Source organism: Pseudomonas granadensis, from assembly GCF_900105485.1.
Lineage (GTDB): Bacteria > Pseudomonadota > Gammaproteobacteria > Pseudomonadales > Pseudomonadaceae > Aquipseudomonas > Aquipseudomonas granadensis.
Genome location: NZ_LT629778.1, coordinates 3,058,840 through 3,073,404, shown reverse-complemented (window position 1 = coordinate 3,073,404; position 14,565 = coordinate 3,058,840). Strand labels below are relative to the sequence as shown.

Annotated in this window: 19 protein-coding genes; 13 read left to right on the top strand and 6 right to left on the bottom strand. The window is 58.8% G+C overall.

Annotated elements, in window-relative coordinates; translation table 11 throughout:
• The first annotated feature begins 2 nt into the window (after positions 1–2).
• Positions 3–1,106, top strand: coding sequence for an alkene reductase (locus BLU52_RS13550; protein WP_090283950.1), 1,104 nt, complete (start codon positions 3–5; stop codon positions 1,104–1,106).
• Between the two features lie 66 nt (positions 1,107–1,172).
• Positions 1,173–1,553 (top strand): nuclear transport factor 2 family protein, encoded by a 381-nt coding sequence (locus BLU52_RS13545; protein WP_090283946.1) that lies wholly within the window; start codon positions 1,173–1,175, stop codon positions 1,551–1,553.
• Positions 1,554–1,590: 37 nt separating this feature from the next.
• On the opposite strand, the gene BLU52_RS13540 is transcribed toward BLU52_RS13545, so the two are convergent.
• Positions 1,591–1,752: a DUF2986 domain-containing protein gene (locus tag BLU52_RS13540; protein WP_090283944.1), complete on the bottom strand. Its 162-nt coding sequence runs from the start codon at positions 1,750–1,752 to the stop codon at positions 1,591–1,593.
• A gap of 254 nt (positions 1,753–2,006) precedes the next feature.
• Here BLU52_RS13540 and BLU52_RS13535 point away from each other — a divergent pair, with 254 nt between their 5' ends.
• The gene (locus BLU52_RS13535) at positions 2,007–2,501 is read left to right on the top strand and encodes an anti-virulence regulator CigR family protein (RefSeq protein ID WP_090283943.1); all 495 of its coding nucleotides are present in this window, start codon (positions 2,007–2,009) and stop codon (positions 2,499–2,501) included.
• A gap of 73 nt (positions 2,502–2,574) precedes the next feature.
• Here BLU52_RS13535 and BLU52_RS13530 read toward each other — a convergent pair whose 3' ends face one another.
• Together BLU52_RS13530 and BLU52_RS13525 are read right to left on the bottom strand one after the other, a co-directional pair.
• Entirely contained in the window at positions 2,575–4,116 is a 1,542-nt protein-coding gene (locus BLU52_RS13530; protein WP_090283941.1) for a methyltransferase regulatory domain-containing protein, read from the bottom strand.
• Positions 4,117–4,443: 327 nt separating this feature from the next.
• Complete coding sequence (locus BLU52_RS13525; protein ID WP_090283938.1) at positions 4,444–4,905, bottom strand: hemerythrin domain-containing protein; 462 nt, start codon at positions 4,903–4,905, stop codon at positions 4,444–4,446.
• 42 nt (positions 4,906–4,947) lie between these two features.
• On the opposite strand from BLU52_RS13525, the gene BLU52_RS13520 reads away from it, so the two are divergent.
• The 5 genes from BLU52_RS13520 to BLU52_RS13500 all read left to right on the top strand — a co-directional run bounded on the left by BLU52_RS13520 (position 4,948) and on the right by BLU52_RS13500 (position 8,043).
• A complete protein-coding gene (locus BLU52_RS13520) occupies positions 4,948–5,199 on the top strand; it encodes a hypothetical protein (protein WP_157720701.1) in 252 nt (83 codons plus the stop codon).
• 42 nt (positions 5,200–5,241) lie between these two features.
• Positions 5,242–6,468, top strand: a complete 1,227-nt coding sequence (locus tag BLU52_RS13515) for a zinc-dependent alcohol dehydrogenase (protein ID WP_090283935.1) — start codon at positions 5,242–5,244, stop codon at positions 6,466–6,468.
• Between the two features lie 96 nt (positions 6,469–6,564).
• On the top strand, positions 6,565–7,065 hold the full coding sequence (locus BLU52_RS13510; RefSeq protein WP_090283933.1) for a CinA family protein: 501 nt from the start codon (positions 6,565–6,567) through the stop codon (positions 7,063–7,065).
• Positions 7,066–7,069: 4 nt separating this feature from the next.
• On the top strand, positions 7,070–7,588 hold the full coding sequence (locus BLU52_RS13505) for a hypothetical protein (protein ID WP_090283931.1): 519 nt from the start codon (positions 7,070–7,072) through the stop codon (positions 7,586–7,588).
• Positions 7,589–7,596: 8 nt separating this feature from the next.
• Positions 7,597–8,043 carry a DUF421 domain-containing protein gene (locus tag BLU52_RS13500; protein WP_090283929.1) on the top strand — a complete coding sequence of 149 codons (447 nt, stop codon included), beginning with the start codon at positions 7,597–7,599 and terminating at the stop codon, positions 8,041–8,043.
• A gap of 46 nt (positions 8,044–8,089) precedes the next feature.
• Here the strand turns inward: BLU52_RS13500 and BLU52_RS13495 are convergent, their stop codons facing one another.
• Positions 8,090–8,305, bottom strand: a complete 216-nt coding sequence (locus tag BLU52_RS13495; RefSeq protein WP_090283927.1) for a PLD nuclease N-terminal domain-containing protein — start codon at positions 8,303–8,305, stop codon at positions 8,090–8,092.
• A gap of 258 nt (positions 8,306–8,563) precedes the next feature.
• On the opposite strand from BLU52_RS13495, the gene BLU52_RS13490 reads away from it, so the two are divergent.
• Together BLU52_RS13490 and BLU52_RS13485 are read left to right on the top strand one after the other, a co-directional pair.
• Entirely contained in the window at positions 8,564–9,691 is a 1,128-nt protein-coding gene (locus BLU52_RS13490) for a saccharopine dehydrogenase family protein (protein WP_090283925.1), read from the top strand.
• On the top strand, positions 9,691–10,182 hold the full coding sequence (locus tag BLU52_RS13485) for a DUF2269 family protein (protein ID WP_090283923.1): 492 nt from the start codon (positions 9,691–9,693) through the stop codon (positions 10,180–10,182). The genes BLU52_RS13490 and BLU52_RS13485 overlap by 1 nt, the downstream gene beginning before the upstream one ends.
• A 68-nt stretch (positions 10,183–10,250) precedes the next feature.
• On the opposite strand, the gene BLU52_RS13480 is transcribed toward BLU52_RS13485, so the two are convergent.
• Positions 10,251–11,018: a sulfite exporter TauE/SafE family protein gene (locus BLU52_RS13480; protein WP_090283920.1), complete on the bottom strand. Its 768-nt coding sequence runs from the start codon at positions 11,016–11,018 to the stop codon at positions 10,251–10,253.
• A gap of 173 nt (positions 11,019–11,191) precedes the next feature.
• Between BLU52_RS13480 and BLU52_RS13475 the strand changes: the two genes are divergently transcribed.
• On the top strand, positions 11,192–12,061 hold the full coding sequence (locus BLU52_RS13475; protein ID WP_090283919.1) for a LysR family transcriptional regulator: 870 nt from the start codon (positions 11,192–11,194) through the stop codon (positions 12,059–12,061).
• 3 nt (positions 12,062–12,064) lie between these two features.
• Here the strand turns inward: BLU52_RS13475 and BLU52_RS13470 are convergent, their stop codons facing one another.
• Entirely contained in the window at positions 12,065–12,535 is a 471-nt protein-coding gene (locus BLU52_RS13470; RefSeq protein ID WP_090283917.1) for a thiol-disulfide oxidoreductase DCC family protein, read from the bottom strand.
• 209 nt (positions 12,536–12,744) lie between these two features.
• On the opposite strand from BLU52_RS13470, the gene BLU52_RS13465 reads away from it, so the two are divergent.
• Positions 12,745–13,158: a PaaI family thioesterase gene (locus BLU52_RS13465; protein ID WP_090283915.1), complete on the top strand. Its 414-nt coding sequence runs from the start codon at positions 12,745–12,747 to the stop codon at positions 13,156–13,158.
• A 191-nt stretch (positions 13,159–13,349) separates the two neighbouring features.
• Positions 13,350–14,561 (top strand): multidrug effflux MFS transporter, encoded by a 1,212-nt coding sequence (locus BLU52_RS13460; RefSeq protein ID WP_090283913.1) that lies wholly within the window; start codon positions 13,350–13,352, stop codon positions 14,559–14,561.
• Positions 14,562–14,565 lie beyond the last annotated feature (4 nt).

Below are 14,565 nucleotides of genomic sequence, written 5' to 3'. Positions count from 1 at the left end.
TAATGATTGATCACGCCGCTGACACTGACCTTTTTTCACCCGTGACCTTCGGCGCGCTGCACTTGGCCAATCGCATCGTCATGGCCCCGGTGACGCGCAGCCGAATGGCCGACGACGGCGTGCCCAACGCCATGCACGCGACTTATTACGCCCAGCGCGCCACGGCCGGATTGATCATCGCGGAGGCGACGAACATTTCTGCCCAAGGTCGCGGCTATGCGATGACGCCGGGTATCTGGACGCAGGAGCAGGTCGCGGGCTGGAAGACTGTCACCGATGCGGTGCACGCCGCCGGCGGCAAGATCGTTTGCCAGTTGTGGCATGTCGGGCGATTTTCCAGTGTCGAGTTGCAGCCGGACGGCCAAGCGCCTGTTGCACCTTCGGCGATCAAGGCTGAGGGCAGCACCTACACCGAAAAAGGCTTCGTCGACGTGTCGATGCCGCGCGCACTCGAAACAGCGGAGATTGCCGGCGTCATCGAGCAATACCGGCGTGCCGCGCAGAACGCCAAACAGGCCGGTTTCGATGGCGTGGAAGTGCATTCGGCGAACAGCTATCTGCTCGATCAGTTTTTGCGAGACTCGACCAACCAGCGCAGCGATCAGTACGGCGGCAGTATCGAAAACCGTGCGCGCCTGACCCTGGAAGTCACCCGCGCGGTGATTGATGTCTGGGGCAGCGACCGCGTCGGTATTCGTCTGTCGCCGGTCACGGCTGATGCCGGCAACACACCGCCCGACAGCAATGTCATGGCGACTTACGGCTATCTCATCCAGCAACTCAATCCGTTGAATCTGGCCTACCTGCATTTCGTCGAAGGGGCGACAGCCACGTCGCGCAGCGTGCCGGAAGGCGTTGATCTGGACGCGCTGAGTGCGCAGTTCACCGGGCCGTTCATCGGCAACAACAACTACGACCTGCCAATGGCCCTCGAGCGACGCGCACAAGGACGGATCGATGCGGTGGCGTTCGGACGCCTGTTCATCGCCAACCCCGATCTGGTCGAGCGCCTGCGTCGCGGAATCGAACTGACCATCGCGCCGCGTGAGAGCTACTACGGCGGCGGCGCCAAAGGCTACATCGACTGGCCCACCGCCAGCGCCTGATCAACCCCCGTTGCCGCGTCAGCCTTGGCTGGCGGCAGCCTTTTCACTCAAAACAGGAACCCCACCATGACCACTCCCACCTACGTGCAGGAATACAACGCGATCGTCGCCGTCCTCAACCAGTACAACGAGGGCGGCGCGAAAGCTGACAGCACGCTGATGAAACCGGCATTCAATCCGCAAGCAACGATGTTTGGCGTCGACGGCGAGCGCCTGGTCGGCGGCGCGATCCAGAATCTCTACGACGTGATCGACACGTCCTTTCGCCCATCGCCCGAAGCTCAGGCTGCGATCGTGCGGATCGATATCGTCGGCACTGCCGCCAGCGCGCGAGTCGATACTGACAATGTCTCGGGCTTCCGTTTCACTGATTTTTTCAATCTGCTGAAGGTTGAAGGGCAGTGGACGATCGTCAGCAAGATCTACCACACGCATTCGGGCGTTTGATCAAGCGGGTCAGCGCGTTGCTACCAGGCAACGCGCTTCAAGCGTGACGTTCGCCGCTCTCGACCGGCTCGGCGACTTCAGCGGCCAGTTTCAAGCGCTCAGCCTTGCTGATGTACTTGGGCTTTTTCGGCGCCAGTTTGGCACTGGCCTTTTTGGCCTTTTCCTTGAACAGTTGTTTGAGTTTCTTCTGGCGGTTCATCTGGGCTACTCGTGGGCAAGGTGAAGTCGACCGGGACCGTACGCTGAACAGATACGCGGCTGACGATCAAAAAGGCGCGAATCCTGACCCAAGCGCCGGGCCAAGGCAATGTCAATTTGTTGCAGAAACAGTGAAGCCTCGCACAGTCTGCAGCGTAGCCGCCTGGTTTGCCGATGGTCAGCGCGGCGAAATAAACTAAGCTGAGGTTCAGTGTCATCGATGACAGTGAAGCATCCCGCCATGAAGGAGTACCCATGATCAGCTCTCGTAAATGGATCGCCACGGCGTCGTCCCTTGCCTTGGTTTTCGCTTCTGCGGTGGCTTCGGCCGACCCCGGAAACGACAAAGGCCAGGGTAACGGCAAAGGTAATCCGCAGAACATGCAGGATCACGGTAAACAGAAAGGCCAGGGTAATCAGGGCGGCCAGGGCAAGCAGGGTGGGCAGGGCGGTCAAGGCAATCAGGGTTACCGTGGCGGTCCTGGTGTTGATCGCGGCAACATACTCGGGATCGTGGGCAATTATCGCGATTACTGGAGCCCTGGACCGGCGCTGCCGCCGGGTATTCAAAAGAATCTGGCGCGGGGCAAACCGCTGCCACCCGGTATCGCGAAGAAACTGGACGGTCGCCTGCTGGGGCACTTGCCGCGTTACGACGGCTACGAATGGCAGCAGGTAGGGACGGATCTGATTCTTGTCGCGCTAGCGACCGGTTTGATTTACGAAATCGTCAATGGCGCCTTCGATTAAGCAGCGCAGCCAATAAAACCGCGCGTTGGCAGCGGCAGGGTTAACCTGCTACTGCTTCCGCGCATTCTGCACCTCAAGCGATTTTCAACGCCCTGAGCACCACCAGCGACTGCTCGGCAAACGCCTGCGCCTGCTCGGTCAGTTCAGCGAGGTTTTGTTCGGCAGTGAGCAACGGCTGGTCGCCCTTGATCAGCACTTCGTTTTGTTCGCTGATCACACTCCAGGCCAGTTGCGCCCATTCGGCTGGGTGCTTTCTACCTTGCTTGATGGAAATCAGGAACAGTTGCTGGAAACGGCTGACCGTCACGCCACCGCCGGTGACCGGGCTGGACAGCACCTGTACCTTGGCGGTGAACAGCGAGCGTTTGCACAGTTGCAGATTGAGCGCCGCGCAGCGGTCCTGCACCAGCGACTCGGACGCTTCGCTCTGGCATGGCGCCACGACCCCCATGCCGACCAGCACGGCAAGCGCTTGTTCTAGATCGTCGAAGGTCAGCGGCGCCGTCGTCCCGAGCAATTGGCGCATTGATTTTGCGGCATACGCCTGGTCCGCCAGTGCGTCCAGTACCGGGCCATAAATCTCCGCTTGCAACGAGGCTTCGCCGGCCGGACCGGTGACGGCGGTGGGTACGCTTGTTGCCGGTTGCAGCAGCACGAAACGCGTGTGCAGCATCTGCGCGCGGCGCTCGGGCGCAGACAGACGGTTGGCACCGCGCACGTACAGGTCGCGGCGGAAATGCTGATTGACGAAATAGTCGCGCGCCTGCTCGCGCATGACCGGATGCTCAATGGTTTCGAGGAAATCCATCGCCTCCGCGCTCAGGTTCAGCGGATCGACTGAGTCCAGCGGTACCGCGGTCGTCGCGTAATCGAGCTTGGCAGGTGCGAGGGCATCGACCATGTCGGCGAAGTACATGCAGTTCCAGTCGCGGTTGAAATACTCATGCGCGACGTACTGACGATCCTGGCCCTTGATGCTCTGCAGTCGCGCACCCAGACTCGGCGCCGCCGCGGCGTATTTCGGGTTGGCTGCCAGCAGCGCCTCGGAGAACTGCAGCGCAGCGTCGATGCGCTGATCCGGACGAGAGGAGGTGTTAGCGAAGCGGTCATGCAGACTGAACAACTGGCGCAACGGCGCCGATGGCGACCAGCCCGGAAAACTGTTGTAGCTGACGTACAGATGACCACCGGGTTTGAGGTGGCGACGGGTGAATTCGACGATCAGCTTCTGGTTGTCGCGGCTGACCCAGGTCCAGATGCCGTGCAGGCTGATGCTGTCGAACTGCGGCAGGTCAGTCCGCGCCAGTAACTGTTCGAAACTGTCGTCGTAGAGACGGGCACCATTGTTGGCCGCCGCTGCCAGGTCAACGGCATAAGCCGCCTGGCCCGGATGAAAGTCCGTACCGACAAACGTGCCTGGATTGGCGGTGGCGTGGATATTGATCGACACGCCCTGACCGAAACCGAGTTCGCAGTGGTAGCCGTCGGTACTGTCCAGACTGGCGAAGCCGCGCAACAACAGGCAGTAGCGCTGGAACACCGGGTTGATCTCCCGGCTGTAGCTGTAGGTGTAGCCTTCGTCGGTGAAATAGCCTTCGTTCCAGGCGTTGCTCATGGATGCTGTCTCTTGTTTTTTAAGGGAAGGCAGTCGTTATAAGGGGTAGTGAGTGCGGGCGACAAGCGAAATCAAAAGCCCCTCACCCTAACCCTCTCCCGGAGGGAGAGGGGACTGACCGAGTTGTTTGGGCGTGAGATGCCGGCACGGAATACCGGGTTGAATGCAAGTCTTGAGATCAACCCCGATCAGCTCCCTCTCCCTCGGGAGAGGGCTGGGGTGAGGGGAAAGTGCACCGCCGAACCAAAGCCGAACACATTTCGTCATCACCCTGAGCGCCAGGCAAAAAAAAGCCCAGCCAAAGCCGGGCCAAACCACGCGTAATTCTTAAGCAGCCATTTCCTTCTTGTAGCTGGCTTTCATAGCCTCCATTTGCGCGCCAAGTTCATCGAGCTTGGCTTTGCCCAGCAGCTGCCTGGCCTTGGGAAACATCTCCGATTCCTCTTCTTCGATATGGTGTTCAAGCAGCTCCTTGACCACCTTCACCCGGCCAGCGAACTCAGGCGTGCCCGGGTCGGTTTCCTTCAGATCCGGCAGCACCAGCGAATCCACGGTGCGGTGTTCTTCCTTGGCCTCGTAATACATCACGTCCTCTTCCTTGCTGCCCGCTTCCTTGAATGCGGGATAGAGGATTTCTTCTTCAAGACGGGTATGAATCGAGACTTCCATCTCCAGCTTGGCCAGCAGCTCGGCGCGTTTTTTCAACGCCCGTTCAGTCGACTCGCTCAGTTGGCTAAGGATGTCTTTGACTTTTTTATGATCGGCTTTGAGTAGGTCGATGGCGTTCATTATTTATTGGCCTCTGCTATCACGGTATGAACACAGGCCTCTATGGGCCGTGCGGTGTATTCCCTGTCTACAACGCATGAGCTGTGCCAACTTGCAGTGATCGGCCAAACCGCGCTGGAGCAAGGCTTTGCCGGGGCCGCGACAAAACCGCTTCGTGCACTCTGCATGAAGCGCATCGTGCACGCCTTGCAGATTACCAATCTGAACAAAACCGAGCCTCCTGCCACCGCAGCCATTGATCCGCTGCGGCAAAATTTCACTGAACTCCTGCAGAACGCTGCGCTTCCGAAATGAAGAGACTCACGCCATTTCATTGATCAGGAAGAGGACCTTGCCATGCGTGCAATGACCTACCACGGCGCTCACGATGTGAGAGTCGAAACCGTGCCGGATCCGAAGCTCGAAGCCCCCGATGACATCATTTTGCGCGTCACCGCGACCGCCATTTGCGGCTCCGATTTGCACTTGTACCGAGGCAAGATTCCCACTGTCGAACACGGCGATATCTTCGGCCACGAATTCATGGGCATCGTCGAAGAAACCGGGCCGGAGGTGACTGCGGTACAACGCGGTGATCGCGTGGTGATTCCGTTCGTGATCGCCTGCGGTGGCTGCTTCTTCTGCCAGATGGAACTCTATGCCGCGTGCGAAACCACCAACCCCGGTCGCGGCGCAATCCTCAACAAAAAGTCCATTACGCCGCCGGCGGCGTTGTTCGGCTTCAGTCGCTTGTACGGCGGCATTCCCGGCGGTCAGGCGGAGCTTGTGCGCGTGCCCAAGGCCAACACCGGACCATTCAAGGTGCCGGGCACGCTGGCGGACGAAAAGGTGTTGTTCCTGTCGGACATCTTGCCGACTGCCTGGCAAGCGGTGAACAACGCGCAGATCGGCAAGGGCTCGACCGTCGCCATTTACGGTGCCGGCCCGGTCGGGCTGCTCAGCGCAGCGTGCGCGAAAATGCTCGGTGCCGAGCAGATCTTCATGGTCGATCACCATCCGTATCGGCTGGAATACGCGCAGCGCACCTATGGCGTGATTCCAATCAACTTCGATGAAGACGACGATCCGGCTGACACGATCATTCGGCAGACGGCCGGCCATCGCGGCGTTGACGGGGTGATCGATGCAGTGGGGTTCGAGGCCAAGGGCAGCACCACCGAAACGGTGCTGGCTACGCTCAAGCTCGAAGGCAGCAGTGGCAAGGCCCTGCGTCAGTGCATCGCCGCTGTGCGGCGTGGCGGTGTGGTCAGCGTGCCCGGTGTGTATGCCGGGTTTATTCATGGATTCCTGTTTGGCGATGCGTTCGACAAGGGCCTGACGTTCAAGATGGGCCAGACCCATGTCCAGCGCTACCTGCCGGAGCTGCTCGGGCATATCGAAACCGGAGCGCTGCAACCCGACGCGATCATCACCCACCGGCTCTCGCTGGAGCAGGCGGCCGAGGGCTACAAGCTCTTCGACAAGAAGCAGGAAAATTGCCGCAAGGTGATCCTCACGCCCGGCAGCAGTGATGTGCCGCTGGCGGAGACCGCAGACACGCCACCGTGGGTGCCCGCCACTTGAGGGAACCGGCGAGCCCGGCGTCTACCGGGCTCGCTGAACGTGGGAATGATCACCGCGGTATGCGGTCAACCGCTAATAATTCCAAGAGTGAACGTCATGTCCATCGCCAAGGAAACGGTCGACTATCTGCGCGACCATTCGCTGACCATCACCACGGCGGAATCGTGCACCGCCGGCAACATTGTCATGCTGCTGTCCGAGGTGCCGGGCAGCGGCCAACTGATCGAGAGCGGCTATGTAGTGTATTCACCGCAGGCCAAGCAACGGCTGCTGCACGTCAGCCCGGACACCATCGAAACCTTCAACCTGACCAGCGTCGAAGTCGCGCGGGAAATGGCGATCGGCGCGTTGCGTGACAGCACCGCCAACGTCGCCGTTGCGACCACGGGGATTCTCGGTCCTGACGACGTCGACGGCATCGCTGCCGGCACCGTGTGTTTTGCCTGGGCCTTCCAGCTGGACGGTCAACACGCCGTATTCACGCGTCAGCAATGGTTTCCCGGTTCGCGTGTAGAGGTGCTGCAGATTGCTTCGGAATTCGCCTTGCAGCAACTGCCGCACTTCCATCAACGAGCCCTGCGCGGCGAGCGAGGCTGAACCGATGAAAGGCGACGGCGATCATCCGGACTTGCAAAGCAGGGACTACCCGGTGCGCGAAGACATGGCCTATCAGGCGAAGGTCTGGCGCTTCGAGCGGTGCGGTTGGTACGTGCTGGTGTTGTTGGTGGTACTTGGTCTGCTGGGGTTGTTTTCGCGCGGGCTCATCAGTTCGCGGGAAGTCATTAGCGACAACGGCCACCTGCGCGCCGAGTACGAAATGTTCCATCGCAATGGCTCAACCAATTCGATGAAAATCAGCCTGAACGGCAAACCCGATGCCACGCTGGAACTCGACATCGGTGGCGAGCTCCTGGAAGGCTTCAGTGTCGAAACCCTGCAGCCGCAACCGCTGCGCTCGCGCAATTCGGCGCAGGGCATGCGCCTGTGGTTGCAGGCGGATGGGCAGGGCCAGGCGACGTTGTACCTGACTTTGCGCGGCGATGGCCTCGGGCTGTTCCGCAGCCGCATCGAATCGCCCGGTTCAACTGGCGTTGAGCTGGTTCAATTCATCTTTCCATAGGTGACGCCATGGACTCCGTGTTGCGCGCAGTAGCGATGTACCTGGCCCTGATGGTGCTGTTCAAAATCGCCGGCCGCCGCTCACTGGCCGAGCTGACCACGTTCGATTTCGTCCTGCTGATGATCATCGGCGAAGCCACCCAGCAAGCGCTGCTCGGCGACGATTTTTCGCTGACCAATTCGTTGCTGGTGATCGTCTCGTTGATCGCGATCGACGTAGGTTTTTCTTTGCTCAAACAGCGGTCGGGATGGGTGTCACGGCTGATCGACGGCGAACCGACGATCATCGTCGAGAACGGCAAGCTGCTGCACCGCCGATTGCGTCATGCGCGGCTGGTGGAAGCGGATGTGATGGAGGCCGCGCGCTCGAGTCAGGGCATTGAAACGATCGAGCAGATCAAGTTCGCGATCATCGAACGCAACGGCAAGATATCAGTGATCCCGCAGGATTCCTGAGCGCGCTGGCCGCAAATCCAAAGGCTTGCGGCCAGCGTTGGCAAGATCAGCGACCCGGATTTGACGCGGTGTCGTGACGAATATGCTTAGGCCCGGCCAATGCCCAGGCGATCAGACCGAACAGCGGCACAAACACGATCAGCACGATCCACACGCCTTTGTTGCTCGATTTCCCCTCGCTCTTGCGCACCCGATTGATGGCCCACAGCTCGATCAGCACCAGCACTGCTGCCAGTACGATCCACACGGTTTCGATTTGCATAGGCTACCTCCTGATGGTCTATGCGTTAGGCGGTGCCGGGTTCGTCGGGTTCATTTATTTTAGTATTTGCGGTGAATCCACTTTCCTCATGACACGCTAAACCCCTGTGGGAGCCAGCCTGCTGGCGATAGCGATTGACCCGACGCCATCGCCAGCAGGCTGGCTCCCACAGTTTTTGTAAGCGGTTCGCCCATGGTCTGCCGACCTTCAGCCCTATATCCTGCCCGCTGTGTAATGAATGACTTAGGGAAGAATTGCATGCCGTTCAGGGTGATGGTGGTCGGGGGTTACGGAAATTTCGGCAGCATCGTGTGCCGGCATCTGATCTTGATGCCGGGCATCGGTCTGGTGTTATCGGGACGCGATCCGCGCAAGTTGCACAGCAAGGTCGAGGAGTTGCAGGCGCAGTCCGGCGCGGTCTGCGAAGGTTGGTGCGGCGATGCGATGGGCGCGGCGTTCAGCGACGCATTGCGTGCGCTGAATATTCAGTTGGTGGTGCACACCGGCGGGCCGTTTCAGGGGCAGTCCTACGCGGTCGCCGAAAGCTGCATTGCGGCCGGCGTCAACTACTGCGACCTCGCCGACTGCCGCACCTTCGTCAATGGCATCGGCGTACTCGATGTAAAGGCGAAACAGGCGGGCGTGGCGATCCTCAGCGGCTGCAGCTCGGTGCCGACGCTGTCGTCAGCGATCATCGACGAGCAACGCCGGCGCTTTTTGCGGATCGACTCGATCGAGCACGGGATTTCCTCGTCGGCGAAAATGCCGGGGTTGTCGACCATCGAAGGCGTGCTGGCCTACGCCGGCAAACCGATCAGGCAACTGAAAAACGGCAAGGTCCATGAAGTCTTTGGCTGGCTCGATCTGACCTTGCGCACGATGCCGCAACTGGGCACGCGCCTGCTGGCCAACGTCGATGTCCCGGACATGGACATCTTCGCCGCGCGCTATGGAGCGCAGACCTTGCGTTTCAAGGCCGGTGCCGGGCTCAAGCTCGGTGGCATTGCCAACGGTCTACTGGCGCAGGCATTGAAACTCGGCCTGGTCCGCGACCATGCACTCTGGGCGGCCCGGCTGCATCGGCTGGGCATGCGTTTCGAGCGATTCGGCGATGGCAAAAGCGCGATGTACATCGATGTGCAGGGGCTGGGTCTCGACGGACAACCCTTGTCGATGACTGCGCAGCTCACCGCCCTTAACGATAAAGGCCCGGAAATCCCCAGCTGCGCCGCCGTCGCTCTGGCGAGCAAAATGGCCCAAGGCTACGTACCGACCGCTGGCGCGCGCCCTTGCGTGGGTGAAATCAGCGTCGACGAATACCTGACTGCCATCAACGACCCGCATAACCTGAGCCTGTCGGTGCAGTTCTCGGACGGGCAACGCTGATGCTCTATCTTTGCTTGAAATACCTGCATGTGATCGCGGCGATTTTCCTCTTCGGTTTCGGCATGGGCTCCTACCTCTACCTGATCGCCGCCAGCCGCACGGCCAGCCCGCAGGTTATCGCCCACGTCGCGCGCATGGTGGTGCGCTTCGACACATGGATCACCACACCGGCTGGCTTTGTGCAGATCATTACCGGCTACGGGCTGATGCGTCTTTCCGGGCTGAGCATGAGCACCGAATGGGTGCTGATGTCGCTGATCATCTTCGTCTGCGTGGGCGCGTTGTGGCTGCCGGTTCTGCTGTTGCAGAAACGACTCTGGCGGATGGCCGTGCAGGCGGGCGAGGCGGGCGCCGTCCTCGACGTGCGCTATGCGACCGTGTACCGCGCGTGGTTCTGGATGGGCGTAATGGGATTCGCCGGGATGTTTGTCATTGTGCTGATGATGGTGACGAAGATGACGCCGGTTCAATTGCTGAGTTATTGGCTGTAGCGTTTGAACGTATGTTTTGAACGCCCGCCGTTGCTCGTCCGGGTCCGGCAAACAGCTACGGTCGATCCCTAGAAAAATAACGACAAGCCCATCCTGCCGATTAAAAAAACCAGCAGAATCAAGAAAAATATTCGGATGAATCCGCTTCCATAGCGTAGGGCCAGGAACACGCCGGTCACAGAACCCAGCATGTTGCACAGAGCGACGACGGCGCCGACGGTCCACAACACATTGCCGGACGGAATAAAAAATAACAGCGCTGCGCCGAATGTCCCCAGGTTGATCAGTTTCGCCGAGGCCGAGGCGTTGAGAAAGTCGAATCCAAACACTTTAACGAAGACGAAAAGAAGCAGGCTGCCGCTACCGGGACCAAACACACCATCATAAAAACCAATAAGGCCACCAAAGAAAACGCCTAATGCAATTTCCCTCGGGCCACATTTAATATCTGCATTCGTCAGGCCTAAATTTTTTTCGCTGAATGTATAGATGGCCATGGCTATGAGAATGAAAAACACAACAAATTCCATGAGTCTTTTCGGCACGATTGAAACGGAGAAGGCGCCAAGAAAGGCAAATACAAAAGCCGAGCACATGGTCGGAAGCATCAATCGCCACAGGATGTTTATTCTTTTCACATAGCTGAATATGGAAGATAGATTTCCTGCCAGGACAGCCAGTTTATTGGTACCGAAAACCGTGGCCAGGCTTTGCTGGGGAAGCGCATGCAACAGTGCTGGCAACTGAACGAGCCCACCGCCACCCACCGCAGCATCAATCAAGCCCCCGCAAAAAGCAAAAAAGCCCAGCGCGATCAGAACTTGCTCAATGGACATAAGGAAGAACTGTTTTTAATTCCAATGGCGACACTCCTTGAAGGCGATTCTTTGTTGTCTGCAATCAGCCGATGTGTATTTCTCTATGTAATTGGGGTAATGAATAACGTGTTTGAGGGCTTGCGACAAGTGACTTATAGTGTGTGCATCATTCACTTTTGATGAGTTATGACATGGAGTTGTCTCAGCTGACGATGTTCAAGACGGTGGCTGATCAAGGAAGCATCGTGCGCGCTGCTGAATTGTTGCACTGTGTCCCTTCCAACATCACCAATCGGGTCGAGGCACTGGAGCGGGAGCTAGGCGTTTCTTTGTTCATCAGGAAAGGCAGGGGATTGATCATCAGCCCATCCGGGAGTTTGTTTCTCGGTTACGTTAACAAGATCCTGTCGTTGTGCGCGGAATCACAACGAGTCCTGGACCCATCAGCTGCGCCTTCAGGGATATTGAAAATCGGCGCTATAGAGTCTTCCGCCACGGGTAGATTGCCGAGGCTGTTATCGAAATTTCATCAACTTTATCCAGCCGTGCAAATGCAATTTCGCACAGCAGACTGGTCGCAGTTATCAAACGATGTAGTCAAGCATGAACTGGATGGCGCAATTGTTGCGGTAAGGCCCGATCACCCGGATCTGCATGTTATTGAAATATACGAGGAAGAGTTGGTGCTGATCGCCTCTCCGGCTGCCGGGCGGATAAACAAACCGCAGGATCTGGCTGCGGTCGATATATTCATGTGGCCTGAAGGTTGCCCTTATCGAGGTGCGCTGCTTGGTTGGCTGAAAAAGCATGGCGTAGAAAGTGCCGTAACCAGTATAGCCAGCTATGGCACCATCCTCGGTTGCGTCAGTTCTGGTGCCGGTGTGTCGTTAGTCCCTAGAGGTATTTTTGAGCAGTTCAAAAGGATCGGCAGCATAAGCGCTTTTACTTTTGATGATTTGCTGCCAGTCACTAATTATTTTATATCGAACAAGAACGTTGACTTGCATCGTGCAAAAGACAGGTTTGCCGATCTTTTGAAGGAAGAGTTTCGATATCTGTGACTGCTATTTGTCGGTGAATGGCAGCGGGGACGTCTTCAGAAAACGCAACTCATGGTCCGCATTGGGCAGCAGGCATGTGTCGTACTGGCCGAACAGCCGATAGCGGTTCAGCGCGATGCGGTCATACGCCCAGTCTCGCAGGCGTCGAGGCAAGACGCGCAGCAGGCGCAGCGGCTGCCAGCGGGCTGGCAATTGGCGAATCACTTCAAGGAACGCATCGGAACGTTCCCAATAATGCCGATCACGAATCACCGCCATGGTGTCGAACTGGTCCACCGGCAACCCGGCCCATGCCAGCAGCGCCTGGCCTTCTGGGGATTGCACGGCGGCGAGGCGCACGCGGCGCTGCTGATCGTGACGAATCAGGAAACGCGCCCAGCCATTGCAGAGTTTGCAGACGCCGTCGAACAGAACCACGGTTTCGCCGGGTTTGAGGAACGGTGCGGGGGTAGGGCGAGTGTTCTGGTTTGGCATAGGGTTGAGTTCGAACGGCGGGTCTGATGTGTGGCGATTATAGCCGTCGCTCTTTATCTGTCAGTGCCTCTCATTCCAGGCTCGCAGTTTATGCCTGCACATTCCACATACAGATTGTTGTGGCCCGATCAGGCAATCACACATAGAACCGAGTTGGAGCAGTGTAGGCAGGTCTACATCGCCGGTGAATCGCGGCACTCGGAGCAAGCATGAACGCCACTGTAATCCCCGAAGGCTTCACCCTCTTCCGTCGCAGCAGCCCGTTACTCGATTTGCTGGGGCCGATCTACGCACGCGGCAGTGGTCTGCAACTGGAACTCGGATTGTTGACCGACGCCAGACACGCCAACGGCCGCGGCACTTTGCACGGCGGTGTGTTGGCGACGCTGGCCGATGTCGGTATGGGCTACGCCATGGCATTTTCCAGCGACCCTCCGCAGCCGTTGATCACGGCGAGCATGACCCTGGATTATCTCGGTGCCGTGCAGATCGATGAATGGCTGGAGGTGCGCCTCGAGCATTCGAAAAAAGGTCGGCAACTGGCATTCGCCGCTGTCAGCCTGCATGTCGGTGAGCGCACGGTGGCGCGCGCCAGTGCGGTGTTTGCTGTGCCTGTGAGCTGAGTGCATGTCTACGCTTCGCGGCTATTGAAATTACGATCGTCATATTTACAGGTGAAAATTATTATGACCATAATGCCGCGCCCTCGGTGCAGTCCTTGGTTGCTGTTCCGGACTGCGCGCGAGGGCGTTTGAGTCAACCGGGACCCCAAATGGATCGGGGCATCTGTCTCCCCATCATTTGGGATAAAGCCATGCACACATCCACTCGCTCCAGCGTATTGCTCGCACTCCTGATCGGGCTTTGCGGCCTGGGGGAAATTTCCACGCAGTTGCTGATTCCCAGCCTGCGTGAACTCGAGTCAGGCCTGGGCGCTGCACCGGGTGCGTCACTGGCGGCGTTGTCGATGTTTGTCGCCGCATTTGGTTTGGGTCAGTTGTTTTTCGGCCCGCTTTCGGATCGCCTCGGCCGTCGTCCGTTGCTGCTCGCCGGGGTTGCGACGTATGTGCTGGCTTCGCTGTGGATGGCGTATGCGCAGAGCATGGACGAGTTCATCGTCGGCCGTGCGCTTCAGGGTTTGGGCGCCTGCGCAGCGCTGGTGGTGGCGCGCAGCATTGTGCGGGATGTGTGGAAAGAGCGCGCCGGACCGATCATGGCGATCACGGTAATCGGCATGCTCAGCACCATCATGCTCTCACCGGTAATCGGCGGGTTGATCGCCACCCACGCCGGCGGCTGGCGCGCCGTGGTGATGGCAACCGTAGTGTTCGGCGCACTGGCGCTGATCGCTTCGCTGTTTTTCAAGGAAACCCATCTACAACGTGACCCGCAGGCCGGGCGCCTGAAGACATTGCTGGGCAACTACGCGACGCTGCTCAAGGGCTCGTCTGTGCGCAGTTTTTCGGTTGCCATCGCCTGCACTTACGGCGCGATGTTCAGCTTCATCGCCGGCTCATCGCGGGTATTCGTGGGCCAGCTCGGCTTGAGCCCTACCCAATACGGCCTGCTGTTTGGCAGCATTGTTTCCGGGTTGATTGCCGGTGCGGTCTACACCAACCGCACCATCATCAAGTCCGGTCCGGAAAGGATCGTTGCCGTGGGCACCGGTCTGGTTGCGGTGGGTGCCAGTCTGTCGTTCATCATTCACCAGTTGGCTGGCCCATCGGTAACCGGTCTGATGCTGCCACAGGTCTTGCTGACGCTGGGAGCGGGCATGGTGCTGCCCGGTTCGGTCGCCGGCGCGGTGATTCCCAATCCGACCCGCGCCGGGCTGGCGGCTGGTTTTATCGGCTTTGCGCAAATGGCCGGTGCGACCGTTGCGGGATTGCTGCTCAGTCGTCTGCAGGACGACACCGCCTTCGCGATGGTCGCGCTGAATGCTGCGTTTGCCGTCGCCGGTTTTGTTGTATTCCGCATAATGCTTGCGCGTAAATCTCGCGCAGCCAAGCTCGCTCTGGGCGAGTAAGGCG

Coding starts and splice junctions, on each gene's coding strand:
- BLU52_RS13550 (WP_090283950.1), top strand. CDS start 3: ATGATTGATCACGCCGCTGACACTGACCTTTTTTCACCCGTGACCTTC.
- BLU52_RS13545 (WP_090283946.1), top strand. CDS start 1,173: ATGACCACTCCCACCTACGTGCAGGAATACAACGCGATCGTCGCCGTC.
- BLU52_RS13540 (WP_090283944.1), bottom strand. CDS start 1,752: ATGAACCGCCAGAAGAAACTCAAACAACTGTTCAAGGAAAAGGCCAAA.
- BLU52_RS13535 (WP_090283943.1), top strand. CDS start 2,007: ATGATCAGCTCTCGTAAATGGATCGCCACGGCGTCGTCCCTTGCCTTG.
- BLU52_RS13530 (WP_090283941.1), bottom strand. CDS start 4,116: ATGAGCAACGCCTGGAACGAAGGCTATTTCACCGACGAAGGCTACACC.
- BLU52_RS13525 (WP_090283938.1), bottom strand. CDS start 4,905: ATGAACGCCATCGACCTACTCAAAGCCGATCATAAAAAAGTCAAAGAC.
- BLU52_RS13520 (WP_157720701.1), top strand. CDS start 4,948: ATGGGCCGTGCGGTGTATTCCCTGTCTACAACGCATGAGCTGTGCCAA.
- BLU52_RS13515 (WP_090283935.1), top strand. CDS start 5,242: ATGCGTGCAATGACCTACCACGGCGCTCACGATGTGAGAGTCGAAACC.
- BLU52_RS13510 (WP_090283933.1), top strand. CDS start 6,565: ATGTCCATCGCCAAGGAAACGGTCGACTATCTGCGCGACCATTCGCTG.
- BLU52_RS13505 (WP_090283931.1), top strand. CDS start 7,070: ATGAAAGGCGACGGCGATCATCCGGACTTGCAAAGCAGGGACTACCCG.
- BLU52_RS13500 (WP_090283929.1), top strand. CDS start 7,597: ATGGACTCCGTGTTGCGCGCAGTAGCGATGTACCTGGCCCTGATGGTG.
- BLU52_RS13495 (WP_090283927.1), bottom strand. CDS start 8,305: ATGCAAATCGAAACCGTGTGGATCGTACTGGCAGCAGTGCTGGTGCTG.
- BLU52_RS13490 (WP_090283925.1), top strand. CDS start 8,564: ATGCCGTTCAGGGTGATGGTGGTCGGGGGTTACGGAAATTTCGGCAGC.
- BLU52_RS13485 (WP_090283923.1), top strand. CDS start 9,691: ATGCTCTATCTTTGCTTGAAATACCTGCATGTGATCGCGGCGATTTTC.
- BLU52_RS13480 (WP_090283920.1), bottom strand. CDS start 11,018: ATGTCCATTGAGCAAGTTCTGATCGCGCTGGGCTTTTTTGCTTTTTGC.
- BLU52_RS13475 (WP_090283919.1), top strand. CDS start 11,192: ATGGAGTTGTCTCAGCTGACGATGTTCAAGACGGTGGCTGATCAAGGA.
- BLU52_RS13470 (WP_090283917.1), bottom strand. CDS start 12,535: ATGCCAAACCAGAACACTCGCCCTACCCCCGCACCGTTCCTCAAACCC.
- BLU52_RS13465 (WP_090283915.1), top strand. CDS start 12,745: ATGAACGCCACTGTAATCCCCGAAGGCTTCACCCTCTTCCGTCGCAGC.
- BLU52_RS13460 (WP_090283913.1), top strand. CDS start 13,350: ATGCACACATCCACTCGCTCCAGCGTATTGCTCGCACTCCTGATCGGG.